Annotated in this window: 11 protein-coding genes; 4 read left to right on the top strand and 7 right to left on the bottom strand. The window is 56.7% G+C overall.

Going from position 1 to position 12,435, the window contains the following annotated elements; translation table 11 throughout:
• Nucleotides 1-110: 110 nt before the first annotated feature.
• The 4 genes from EL098_RS04975 to guaB form a co-directional block, all read right to left on the bottom strand.
• A complete protein-coding gene (locus EL098_RS04975; protein WP_126355252.1) occupies nt 111-443 on the bottom strand; it encodes a type II toxin-antitoxin system RelE/ParE family toxin in 333 nt (110 codons plus the stop codon).
• A 30-nt stretch (nt 444-473) separates the two neighbouring features.
• Nucleotides 474-707: a type II toxin-antitoxin system Phd/YefM family antitoxin gene (locus EL098_RS04970; protein ID WP_126355251.1), complete on the bottom strand. Its 234-nt coding sequence runs from the start codon at nt 705-707 to the stop codon at nt 474-476.
• 262 nt (nt 708-969) lie between these two features.
• Nucleotides 970-2,547, bottom strand: coding sequence for a glutamine-hydrolyzing GMP synthase (gene guaA / locus EL098_RS04965; protein ID WP_045783526.1), 1,578 nt, complete (start codon nt 2,545-2,547; stop codon nt 970-972).
• A 67-nt stretch (nt 2,548-2,614) separates the two neighbouring features.
• Entirely contained in the window at nt 2,615-4,081 is a 1,467-nt protein-coding gene (guaB, locus tag EL098_RS04960) for an IMP dehydrogenase (RefSeq protein ID WP_126355250.1), read from the bottom strand.
• 170 nt (nt 4,082-4,251) lie between these two features.
• Here guaB and xseA point away from each other — a divergent pair, with 170 nt between their 5' ends.
• On the top strand, nt 4,252-5,637 hold the full coding sequence (xseA, locus tag EL098_RS04955; RefSeq protein WP_126355249.1) for an exodeoxyribonuclease VII large subunit: 1,386 nt from the start codon (nt 4,252-4,254) through the stop codon (nt 5,635-5,637).
• On the opposite strand, the gene EL098_RS04950 is transcribed toward xseA, so the two are convergent.
• Entirely contained in the window at nt 5,638-5,856 is a 219-nt protein-coding gene (locus EL098_RS04950; protein WP_126355248.1) for a zinc ribbon domain-containing protein, read from the bottom strand.
• Between the two features lie 261 nt (nt 5,857-6,117).
• On the opposite strand from EL098_RS04950, the gene EL098_RS04945 reads away from it, so the two are divergent.
• The 3 genes from EL098_RS04945 to biuH are packed head-to-tail and all read left to right on the top strand — an operon-like array spanning nt 6,118 to nt 9,569.
• Nucleotides 6,118-7,566 carry an amidase gene (locus EL098_RS04945; protein WP_126355247.1) on the top strand — a complete coding sequence of 483 codons (1,449 nt, stop codon included), beginning with the start codon at nt 6,118-6,120 and terminating at the stop codon, nt 7,564-7,566.
• Complete coding sequence (locus EL098_RS04940) at nt 7,559-8,869, top strand: purine-cytosine permease family protein (protein ID WP_126355246.1); 1,311 nt, start codon at nt 7,559-7,561, stop codon at nt 8,867-8,869. Before EL098_RS04945 ends, EL098_RS04940 begins: the two co-directional genes overlap by 8 nt.
• Nucleotides 8,862-9,569, top strand: a complete 708-nt coding sequence (gene biuH, locus EL098_RS04935; RefSeq protein ID WP_126355245.1) for a biuret amidohydrolase — start codon at nt 8,862-8,864, stop codon at nt 9,567-9,569. The genes EL098_RS04940 and biuH overlap by 8 nt, the downstream gene beginning before the upstream one ends.
• A gap of 50 nt (nt 9,570-9,619) precedes the next feature.
• On the opposite strand, the gene der is transcribed toward biuH, so the two are convergent.
• Together der and bamB are read right to left on the bottom strand one after the other, a co-directional pair.
• A complete protein-coding gene (der, locus tag EL098_RS04930; RefSeq protein ID WP_126355244.1) occupies nt 9,620-11,125 on the bottom strand; it encodes a ribosome biogenesis GTPase Der in 1,506 nt (501 codons plus the stop codon).
• 123 nt (nt 11,126-11,248) lie between these two features.
• Complete coding sequence (gene bamB / locus EL098_RS04925) at nt 11,249-12,430, bottom strand: outer membrane protein assembly factor BamB (RefSeq protein WP_126355243.1); 1,182 nt, start codon at nt 12,428-12,430, stop codon at nt 11,249-11,251.
• Nucleotides 12,431-12,435 lie beyond the last annotated feature (5 nt).

Below are 12,435 nucleotides of genomic sequence, written 5' to 3'. Positions count from 1 at the left end.
TAAACACCGTCAAAATAATAAAATTTGTGATATTTATCATGCTGTTATGATGACTTACAAACACGCTCTTTAGATTCGTGTTATTGCTTTACAACACGCATTTAGGGTTATCAGGCCATGATCAGACGCTTAAACAGCAGCTGCTGGACGTCCTGACGATGTGCCAGGATCGCATACGCGGTCACTAAGGTTTCGTCTACGGAATACAAAACCCGATAGCCTTCAGCGTGGTTAAACTCCCGGTATTTGGCGCAGCCAATTTTCAGCAATTCGGGGCAAATCTGGCCACTCAGGGGGAACTGGCCTACGGTACTCTCAAACTGTGTGAGAATATCTGCAATAACCGGACGCAGCTCAACATCAACGCGGCGCAGAAAACTCGCTATTGTGTCGATACAGTGCTTTACGGTAAGCGTGTACTCAAAGGTCACCTTCTGTTCCATGGAAATCCCTTAACGTTGAGCGCGCTGCGTTTAATCCGCAAGGCCATCGAGCAACTGGTCTTTCGAGAACACGCGCCCTTCCGCTTTATCTTTCTCTGACAGGGTAAGCAACTTCAGCAAAGCAATGGCGTTTTCTCGTTCCTGCTGCTGGTCATAGGACTCTATAACATAAGCCGGAACACCATTTTGTGTGACCAGGATAGGTTCTGACAGATCGAGCGTTGCGGCGTTCTTTTTAACGTAGCTGATTGTCTCTATTTTCATGTTTGGTCCGCCTGATGGTTATTATATGCACTGGCTTTAATATAGACTATATTTAGACCACCAACCAGAGTATGAGGAGCTATTCCAGTTGTCCGCTTTCTCGTTGATGAATCCACCTCGGTATTTGGGATGAGTGAGACAACAGGTCTGACGTAGCGCCTGTAAAAGACGCTGCTAAAAGGGAATATAAAAAACCCTCTGTAAAGACAGAGGGTTGATTGCAGTTTTACCTGTTCATGAAAACTCAGGAAGGGTTATCGGCTTATTCCCACTCGATCGTAGCAGGTGGCTTACCGGAGATATCGTAAACCACGCGGGAGATGCCGTTCACTTCGTTGATGATGCGGTTGGACACGCGGCCGAGGAAGTCATACGGCAGATGCGCCCAGTGAGCGGTCATAAAGTCGATGGTTTCTACCGCACGCAGGGAAACAACCCAGTCGTACTTGCGGCCATCGCCCATTACGCCCACGGAACGGACCGGCAGGAACACGGTGAACGCCTGGCTCACTTTGTTGTACAGGTCGGCTTTGTGCAGCTCTTCGATGAAGATAGCGTCGGCGCGGCGCAGCAGGTCGCAGTACTCTTTCTTCACTTCACCCAGCACGCGAACGCCGAGGCCTGGGCCCGGGAACGGGTGGCGGTAAAGCATGTCGTACGGCAGGCCCAGCTCGAGGCCGATTTTACGCACTTCATCTTTGAACAGCTCGCGCAGCGGCTCAACCAGGCCCATCTTCATCTCTTTCGGCAGGCCGCCCACGTTGTGGTGAGATTTGATGACGTGTGCTTTCCCGGTCGCGGAGGCCGCAGACTCGATAACGTCAGGATAGATGGTGCCCTGCGCCAGCCACTTAACGTCTTCCAGCTTCAGCGCTTCTTCGTCGAACACTTCCACGAACACGCGGCCGATGATCTTACGTTTGGCTTCAGGGTCGTTCTCGCCCGCCAGCGCGGTCAGGAAGCGGTTTTCGCCTTCAACGTGAACGATGTTCAGGCCGAAGTGGTCGCCGAACATGTCCATAACCTGCTGGGCTTCGTTCAGGCGCAGCAGGCCGTTGTCCACGAACACGCAGGTCAGGTTTTTGCCGATGGCGCGGTGCAGCAGCATCGCGGTCACGGAGGAGTCAACGCCGCCGGACAGGCCAAGAATAACTTTGTCGTCACCCACCTGCTCGCGGATGCGGACGATCGCGTCTTCGATGATTTTAGCCGGGGTCCACAGCGCTTCGCAGCCGCAGATCTCCAGAACAAAACGCTCCAGCAGACGCTGGCCCTGACGGGTATGGGTCACTTCCGGGTGGAACTGCACGCCGTAGAAACGTTTTTCTTCGTTGGCCATAATGGCAAATGGACAAGTTTCGGTGCTGGCAACGGTGACGAAGTCAGACGGGATGGCGGTGACCTTGTCGCCGTGGCTCATCCACACGTCCAGCAGCGGCTTACCGGCTGCGCTCAGGGAGTCTTCGATGCCGCGAACCAGCGCGCTGTCGGTTTTCACTTCAACCTGGGCGTAGCCAAATTCACGCTCGTTGGAGCTTTCAACGTGGCCGCCCAGCTGCATGGCCATGGTCTGCATGCCGTAGCAAACGCCGAACACCGGCACGCCGGCTTCAAACACATACTCAGGTGCACGAGGGCTGTTTTCTTCGGTGGTGCTTTCCGGGCCGCCGGAGAGAATGATGCCGCTTGGGTTGAACTCACGAATTTGAGCTTCGGTAACATCCCATGCCCACAGCTCACAGTAAACGCCCAGCTCACGGACGCGGCGCGCCACCAGCTGAGTGTACTGAGAACCGAAGTCGAGGATCAGGATGCGATGTTTATGAATGTTTTCCGTCATTGACGTTAATTCCGAGGCAAGTGAAACGAGAATATAAAGAGCCCGGCGCGTGGCCGGGCTAGTGAAATCAGGAGCCCATGCGGTAGTTCGGAGACTCTTTAGTGATGGTCACGTCGTGGACGTGGCTTTCCTGGATACCGGCACCGCTGATGCGCACGAATTCCGCTTTGGTACGCAGCTCGTCGATGGTACCACAGCCGGTCAGGCCCATACAGGAACGCAGGCCGCCCATCTGCTGGTGAACGATCTCTTTCAGACGGCCTTTATACGCCACGCGGCCTTCGATACCTTCCGGCACCAGTTTGTCCGCAGCGTTGTCGGTCTGGAAGTAACGGTCAGAAGAGCCTTTGGACATCGCGCCCAGAGAACCCATGCCGCGGTAGGATTTGAAAGCACGGCCCTGGTACAGTTCGATTTCGCCTGGAGACTCTTCGGTACCTGCCAGCATACCGCCAACCATCACCGCAGCTGCGCCAGCGGCGATAGCTTTAGCGATGTCGCCGGAGAAGCGAATGCCGCCGTCGGCGATAACCGGAATACCGGTGCCTTCCAGGGCTTCAACCGCGTCAGCCACGGCGGTGATCTGCGGAACGCCAACGCCGGTTACGATACGAGTGGTACAGATGGAGCCAGGGCCGATACCGACTTTAACCGCGCTGCAGCCAGCTTCCGCCAGTGCACGAGCGCCAGCGGCGGTTGCTACGTTACCGCCGATGATTTGCAGGTCAGGATATTTAGCGCGGGTTTCACGAATACGCTGCAGAACGCCTTCGGAGTGGCCGTGAGAGGAGTCAATCAGCAGAATATCAACGCCAGCGGCGACCAGAGCGTCAACGCGCTCTTCGTTGCCTGCGCCTGCGCCAACCGCAGCCCCAACGCGCAGACGGCCCTGCTCATCTTTACAGGCGTTAGGTTTACGCTCTGCTTTCTGGAAGTCCTTAACGGTGATCATGCCGCGCAGGTGGAAGCTCGCGTCCACAACCAGCGCTTTTTCAACGCGTTTTTCGTGCATTTTAGCCAGCACGACGTCGCGGGCTTCGCCTTCTTTCACGGTAACCAGACGCTCTTTCGGGGTCATGTACACGCTAACAGGCTGGCTCAGGTCGGTCACGAAGCGCACGTCACGGCCGGTAATGATACCCACCAGTTCGTTTTCTTCGGTCACTACCGGGTAACCGGCAAAGCCGTTACGTTCGGTTAATTCTTTCACTTCACGCAGGGTGGTTCCAGGCAGCACGGTTTGCGGGTCAGTGACCACGCCACTTTCGTGTTTCTTAACGCGCTTCACTTCTTCTGCCTGGCGTTCAATCGACATATTTTTGTGGATGAAACCAAGACCGCCTTCCTGCGCAAGGGCGATAGCCAGACGCGCTTCCGTCACGGTATCCATCGCTGCGGACAGCATAGGGATATTCAGACGAATAGTTTTGGTCAGTTGGGTGCCGAGATCGGCCGTGTTCGGCAGAACGGTAGAGTGAGCTGGAACGAGGAGAACGTCGTCAAACGTCAGTGCTTCTTTAGCGATACGTAGCATGGCAATATCTCAACCTGGGGGTGAATGAGAACAGATAAAATATTGCCGCGGCATTATACAGAGCGTAAGCGATTGCATCCACACTTTTTTCGCAAAACTCCTTGCTAATAGCGCACCGGGCTGTAGTATCGACCTATTAACCTGCTGATTTAGAATTTGATCCAGCTCACATGTCGACACTGAATTCCCCCTCAATTTTTACCGTTTCTCGCCTGAATCAGACGGTGCGTTTGCTGCTGGAGCAGGAAATGGGGCAGGTCTGGATCAGCGGTGAAATCTCCAACTTTAGCCAGCCCTCTTCGGGCCACTGGTACTTCACGCTAAAAGACGATACCGCCCAGGTTCGCTGCGCGATGTTCCGCAACAGCAACCGCCGCGTGACCTTCCGCCCGCAGCACGGGCAGCAGGTGTTAGTGCGCGCTAACATCACTCTTTATGAACCGCGCGGCGACTATCAGATTATCGTTGAAAGCATGCAGCCCGCCGGTGAAGGGCTGTTGCAGCAGCAGTACGAGCAGCTCAAGGCGAAGCTGAGCGCTGAAGGGCTTTTTGACCAGCAGCACAAGCAGCCCCTGCCCGCCCCGGCTCGCCAGGTCGGCGTTATTACGTCTAAAACCGGTGCGGCCCTGCACGACGTGCTGCATGTTTTACAGCGCCGCGATCCGTCTCTGCCGGTCATCATCTATCCGACGGCCGTTCAGGGTGCAGATGCTCCGCTGCAAATCGTGCGCGCCATTGAGCTTGCCAACCTGCGCAACGAGTGTGACGTGCTGATTGTCGGGCGCGGCGGCGGCTCGCTGGAAGATTTGTGGAGCTTTAACGATGAGCGTGTTGCGCGGGCGATTTTTGCCAGCCGTATTCCGGTTGTTAGCGCCGTAGGGCACGAAACTGACGTCACGATCGCAGATTTTGTCGCTGATTTACGCGCGCCGACGCCTTCCGCCGCGGCAGAGATTGTCAGCCGTAATCAGCTCGAACTTCTGCGCCAGCTTCAGGCGCAGCAGCAGCGTATGGAAATGGCGATGGACTATTACCTCGCCCAGCGCTCGCGGCGGTTTACCCAGCTGCACCATCGCCTGCAGCAGCAGCATCCTCAGCTACGCCTGGCCCGCCAGCAAACCACGCTTGAGCGCCTGCGCCAGCGGCTGAACGTGGCAATGGACGGCAAACTGCGCCGGGCGAATCAGCAGCAACTGCGCCTCAGCCAGCGCCTTAACCAGCAGCAACCTCAGCCACGCATTCACCGCGCCCAGTCTCGCTTACAGCAGCTGGAATACCGCCTGTCGCAGTTAGTAAGCGCTCAGCTTAGCCAGACAAAACAGCGCTTTGGCACCGCGCTCGCCCAGCTGGAGGCCGTTAGCCCGCTGGCGACGCTCGCCCGAGGCTACAGCGTAACGACGGCTGAAGATGGCAAAGTGCTGAAAAAAACCAAACAGGTGAAGTCCGGGGACACGCTGACCACGCGCCTGGATGACGGCTGGGTTGAGAGCCAGGTGACGGGCATCAAACCTGTGAAAGCGCCGCGTAAGCGTAAGCCAGCGGCGAAGAGCGAGTAATTAAAGCGCGGCGGGAGCAAACTCCACGCGCTTTTTAGAAATCAGCCCGTGGCCGTTCTGGCAAAAATAATCCACCGCCCCGCAAGCTTTCAGCACCTGCAGCGGCTTATGGCAGTCCGGGCATAGCGCCTCAAGACGGAAGTCTTTGCCACAGGTATTGCAGTGAGCTCCACCGTCCATTTGTTCCAGTTCATTTTTACACGCCGGGCAATTAACCATTTTCCTTCCCTCCCGCTAAGTCATTAATGAGCCCCATTATATACCCCTCACGTTAAGATGGATTCATTTCACTCTTGTGCAAAAGGCAGGCAAGTTTAGCGCATTCATGCACCGTTTTTGCCCAGCATCCTCCCTCTCTACCTCGCGCTTGTATCCAGACTGGTATCCAAGACGGCACCGTGCCTGAACCTTCAATTTTTTGAAGCCATTGGCATGGTAATTGAATGACTCCCGTTACGTGGTTAACCGGGGAGGAGATTCATGTTCGATGAGCTGTTAGATAAAGATGCTACTGAGCTTGCGGCGCTCATTCGCTGCGGTGAGGTTTCTGCACGTGAACTGACCCTGGCGGCCATTAACCGCCAGCAGGCACGTGAGCCGTTGATTCATGCGTTTTGTACCCCGACGCCGGAGCTGGCTCTTGCTCAGGCTGACGCCGTTGATGCTAAGCGCGCAAGCGGGCAACCGTTAGGCGCGCTGGCGGGAGTTCCTCTGGCGGTGAAAGATCTGATTTGTACTGCCGGGGTGAAAACAACTTCAGGATCGGTTGCTTATAAAGACTTTGTGCCGGAAGAGGATGATATCGCCGTAGAGCGCCTGCTGGCTGCGGATGCCATCCTCTTGGGTAAAACCACCGCGCCCGAATTTGGCTACAGCGGCGTTGGGCATAATCCTTTGTTTCCCTCGCCGCGCAACCCCTGGGATCTTAGCAAAACGCCGGGCGGCTCAAGCGCGGGCTCAGGCGCAGCGCTCGCCGCTCGCATGTGCCCGATTGCGCTCGGCAGCGACGGTGGAGGCTCGGTGCGCATTCCGGCCGCCCATTGCGGCGTCTATGGCCTGAAAGCCTCGATGGGGCGTGTACCTCTTTGGCCAGGTTGCCGCGACGAACGCTATCCTGGCGTTTCCAGCTGGGAATCGCTGGAGCACATCGGCCCGATGACCCGCACCGTGCGGGATGCAGCGCTGATGATGTCGCTGCTGGCTGGCCCGGATATGCGCGATCGCCACTCTATTCCCTGCTCTGACGTTGACTGGCTTGCCTCACTAGATAAGCCCTTACGTGGCCTGCGTATCGCCTTTAGCGTCGATTTTGGCTATGTCGCAGTAGACAGCGAAGTTCGCCGCTTAACGACAGAAGCCGCACGTCGTTTTGCCCGTGAGCTGGGTGCGGAGCTGGAAGAAGTGGATCCCGGCATTGCTGATGAAGCCAGAACATTTGCCGCCCTTGTGGCCTTTGAAAGCGACCTCACCGGCATGCGAAAAATGCAGGCCGAACTGGGGCCGGGGATGTCACCGCACCTGAGCGCCATGCTGCAGCACGAGTGGCGGGCCGAAACGTTTACCGACGCGAATACTCAGCGTAAAAAAATCTGCAATCAGCTTTGGCGTTTTATGCAGCGCTATGACCTGCTGCTGTCCCCGACGCTTGCCGTGCCGCCGTTCCCGCTCAACATGCAGGGCCCGGAAGTCATCGATGGGCGCATGGTAAGAAGCGACCACTGGCTCTCGTTCTGCTTCCCCTTCAACTTTACCGGCCAGCCGGCCGCTTCGGTCCCCGCAGGCTTTACCGCAGACGGGCTGCCCGTCGGGCTGCAAATTGTGGGTCGTCATCTGGATGATGGCCTGGTGCTCGCGGCAAGCGCCGCCTTTGAGCGCATTCAACCATGGAACCACATCTATCCTGCTTCACCCGGAGTTGTCCATGAATAAGAAATTGTCCCCTGCCCTGGAGCAGGAATTTGAGCACGAGCCCGTTCCGCTTAGCCATCGCCACTCCACGGGCTCCGTCTCGGCGGTGTGGTTCGGGTTTCCCATGATCCTCACCAACGCGCTGTTTGGCGGCATCATCACCTGGTCGCTGGGCTTCTGGCCTGCCATTATCGCCATTCTGCTGGGTAACCTGGTCCTGTTTGCTTATGTGGGCTCCCTCAGCTGGTTTGCCGGGCAGACGGGCATGAATTTCGCCCTGCAGGCGAAAAGAACCTTTGGTACTAAAGGCTACATCCTGGTTTCCGGTTTTCTTTCCACGGTGGTCATTGGCTGGTACGCCTTTCAGACCGGCCTTACCGGCACGGTGATTAATCAGACCTTCGGCTGGAATGCGCTTGCGGTGACGGGGTTCGCCATCGTGCTCTACACCGGCGTCACCTTCCTGGGCGTTCGCGCGCTGTCGATTATGGGCATGATTGCGGCCCCGCTGTTTGTGGTACTGGGCCTGGTGGCGCTTTGGCTGATTAGCCAGCAGCACGATTTCAGCGCCATCGCTCAGTGGCACGGCAGCCCTGCCGCAGTGGGTACGATGAGCATGGGCACCGCCGTCACCATGGTGGTTGCGGGCTTTGCAGATTCGGGCACCATGACCGCCGACTTCACTCGTTGGTCAAAGAACGGTAAATCCGCCGTTATCGCCGCGTTCTCTGCTTTCCCCGTCGCCAACGTCATCTCTTACCTGTTCGGCGTGGTTATCGTTGCGGTGGGCGCCGCCGTTGACCCGGCGACAAACGGCGGGAACTTCCTGCCGATACTGATGGGGCATGGTGCGCTGCTGTCGGCTATCGCCTGCCTGTTTGTGTTTATTAACCTCGGCTCCGTCTGTACGCACTGCCTCTACAACGGTGCCGTAGGCTACAGCCACCTCTTCCAAAGCAAAATGAGGCTCTGGACGCTTATTCTGGGCGTCGTGGGCGGCGCGCTGGCGCTGGCGGGCGTGTGGTCCTATTTCCTTGAATGGCTGAGCCTGCTCGGTATCGTCGTTCCCCCGTTCGGGGCTGTGATGATTGTTGATTTGATCTTTATGGCCAAAATTAGCGAAAACCGTAAAACAAGCCGTATGCGTGGCAGCGCCTTCGCAGCCTGGGCTATCGGCAGCCTTTGCGCAGTGGTGGCTCACCTGCTGTTCCCGCAGTTTGGCGAAGCTGTTATTGGCCTTATCGCCGCAGCCATCAGCTACACGCTGATAATGAAAGTCAAAAGCGCAGCTCCGGCAAGCGTCATGGAGGGAAAAAATGCCTGATTACACCATTAACTCAACGCCGTATGCCTGGCCATTTGATGGCCGCTACAGCACCGGCGACACCGCGCTGATCGTTATCGATATGCAGACTGATTTTTGCGGCAAAGGCGGCTACGTCGACAGCATGGGCTATGACATTGCCCTAACGCGAGCCCCGATAAAACCGCTCCAGCGCGTGCTGGCCCGTATGCGCGAGCTGGGCTTTACCATTATTCATACCCGCGAGGGGCATCGCCCTGACTTAAGCGACCTGCCGGCGAATAAGCGCTGGCGTTCAAAACGCATGAACGCGGAAATCGGCGCGGCTGGCCCCTGCGGTCGTATCCTGGTTCGCGGGGAGCCGGGCTGGGAAATTATTCCGGAACTGGCACCGCTTGAAGGAGAAACGATCGTTGATAAGCCCGGCAAAGGCTCTTTTTACGCCACCGATCTGGAGCTGATTTTACGCAGCCAGGGGATTCGTAATCTGATACTGAGCGGTATTACGACAGATGTCTGCGTGCATACCACGCTGCGGGAAGCCAACGACAGGGGCTTTGAATGCCTGGTGCTGACCGACTGCTGTGCGGCTACGGAACGGAAACACCACGAAGCGGCGCTCAGCATGATTCATATGCAGGGAGGGATTTTTGGTGCCGTGGCAAGCTCAGAGGCTTTACTGGAAGGGCTGGCCAGCCAAATACCAGCGCTGGCCGTTTAACCTGATATGCTCCCCACCTGGCGGGGAGCATACCGGCTATCAATCAGGGCTTATTTGCCCTTTTTGATATGTTTGATGAGACGCTTACGCTTGCGCAGCTGGTTCGGCGTCAGGGTGTTACGTTTCCCGGCGAACGGGTTCTCCCCTTCCTTGAACTGGATGCGGATTGGCGTCCCCATGACGTCCAGCGATTTGCGGAAGTAGTTCATCAGGTAGCGTTTGTAGGAGTCCGGCAGGTCTTTAACCTGGTTACCGTGAATCACCACGATTGGCGGGTTGTAGCCACCGGCGTGAGCGTATTTAAGCTTAACGCGACGTCCGCGAACCAACGGCGGCTGATGGTCTTCTGCCGCCATGTTCATGATGCGGGTCAGCAGCGCGGTGCTTACGCGACGCGTGGAGCTGTCGTAGGCTTCACGAACGGACTCGAACAGGTTACCTACGCCGCTGCCGTGCAGGGCAGAGATAAAGTGCACACGGGCGAAGTCGATAAAGCCCAGACGGTAGTCCAGCGTCTCTTTCACCTGCTCGCGAACTTCATTGCTCAGGCCATCCCACTTGTTGACCACGATAACCAGTGAGCGCCCACTATTCAGGATAAAGCCCAGCAGCGAGAGATCCTGATCGGAAATGCCTTCGCGGGCATCGATAACCAGCAGCACAACGTTAGCGTCTTCAATCGCCTGCAGGGTTTTGATTACCGAGAATTTTTCAACCGTGTCGGTAATTTTCCCGCGCTTACGCACGCCAGCGGTATCGATCAGCACGAATTCACGCTCATCACGCTCCATCGGAATATAGATACTGTCGCGGGTGGTGCCCGGCATGTCATAAACTACAACGCGTTCTTCACCGAGAATACGGTTGGTTAGCGTGGACTTACCTACGTTAGGGCGGCCGACGATGGCGAGCTTAATCGGCAGATCCTGAGGGTTGAAGGCTTCTTCTTCCTCTTCTTCCTCAAACTCTTCGTCCTCGGAAACAATACCGTTTTTGGCGTTAAACGCGGCCCAGTAGGCTTCGTCTTCGTCCATTTCTTCCGGCTGTTCACGCGGGTCAACGTCGTCCATCCACGGCACCAGAACGTGCTCCAGCAGGCTGGTCACGCCGCGGCCATGGGAGGCTGCAATCGGGTGGATTTCACCGAGGCCCAGGGAATAGAAGTCGATAACAGCCTGGTCCGGGTCAAGACCGTCGGTCTTGTTCGCCACCAGGAAAGTTGGCTTCTGACGAGAACGCAGGTGCTGAGCGATAGCTTCATCGGCAGGCATCAGGCCCGCGCGCGCATCCACCATAAACAGCACAACATCCGCCTCTTCAATCGCCAGCAGCGACTGCTCGGCCATGCGAGTTTCTACACCATCTTCGGTGCCGTCGATACCGCCGGTATCAATGCAGATAAACTCTCGGCCTTCGACTTCCGCACGACCGTACTTGCGATCGCGAGTCAGCCCCGGAAAATCCGCAACCAGCGCATCGCGGGTACGCGTTAAGCGGTTAAACAGGGTCGATTTACCGACGTTAGGGCGCCCAACAAGCGCGACCACAGGTACCATTATAAAAGCCTCATTACTCAAAATTTATTAGCAAAACGGCGTCAATTTTCAGCCGTTTTAAAAAAACCAAAACGGCTCCCGGACTAAGGGAACCGTTTCAAACGTGACAATTATCCGGCAAGTTTAGCGTTTGATGGCGTACAGCGTGCCGTCTTTTGCCTGGATAAGCAGTTTGTCGCTGGCAACAACCGGCGTCGTCTGGAAGCCGGAGCTGTCCACTTTCTGCTGGGCAACAAAGCGCCCATCATCGTTGTTGATCCAGTGCATGTAGCCTTCGCTGTCGCCGACCACCAGGTAGCCATTGTACAGCACTGGCGCGGTCAGGTTGCGGTGCAGCAGATCGCTTTGCGTCCACAGGGTCACGCCGCCGTCCACGTTCAGCGCAACAACGCGGTCGTTCTGATCCACCAGATAAATGCGGTTACCGTCAACGATAAAGTCGTTTACCGACCCCATTTCACGTTTCCACATGATCTGACCGGAACGCAGATCCAGCGCCGTCAGGTTACCGTTATAAGCCAGAGCGTAAACCACACCGTTAACAATGACCGGGGTCGTATCAACGTCGCTCAGGCGGTCGATTTCTGTCGCACCTGTTGCCTGGGAGATACGCTGCTGCCAGATAATCTGGCCCTGCTGCATCAGCACTGCGCTAACGCGGCCGTTATCACCGCCAACGATAGCGGCGCCAAATGCGGTTGCCGGAGCAGATTCACCGCGCAGGGAGAGCGCTGGCATATCGAGGTTAACGCTCCATTTTACCGCACCGTCAGCTTCATTCAGCGCCTGCAGCATACCGTTGCTGGTATGGATCAGCACAACGCCATCGCTCACCACCGGGCGAGAAAGCGCTTCACCGGCCACTTTGGCCTGCCAGGCGATGCTGCCGTCGGAGGTATTCAGCGCGAAGACTTTCGCTTTTTCGCTGCCCACATAAACGTGGCCGCCGTCAACGGTCAGACCGCCGGACAGCAGAGCAGGAATATTGCTGGAGAAGAAGCCGGTTTTCTCAGAGAGATCCACTTTCCACTCTTCTTTACCGTCATCGGCATTCACGGCTTTTACCGTACCGCGGCGGTCAGCAGCATAGATGGTGCTGCCCTGCCATGCAGGATGGAGGTTTGAGTAGAAATCACCGATTCCATCACCCACGGAGGTGCTCCACGCTTTTTCCGGCGTGAACTGATTTTCCACCGTTGGCAACGGGGACATTTTAACCACATCTTCTTCGCCGCTGAACAGGGAGCAGCCGCTGAGCAGCGTCAAAGAGAGCAGCCCAGGCACAAATAGTTTACGCAATTGCATCGGGT

Origin of the sequence: Cedecea lapagei (assembly GCF_900635955.1) — a bacterium.
Classification (GTDB): domain Bacteria; phylum Pseudomonadota; class Gammaproteobacteria; order Enterobacterales; family Enterobacteriaceae; genus Cedecea; species Cedecea lapagei.
The sequence above is the reverse complement of the archived record's forward strand: the minus strand, read 5'-3'. Positions and strand labels throughout refer to the sequence as shown.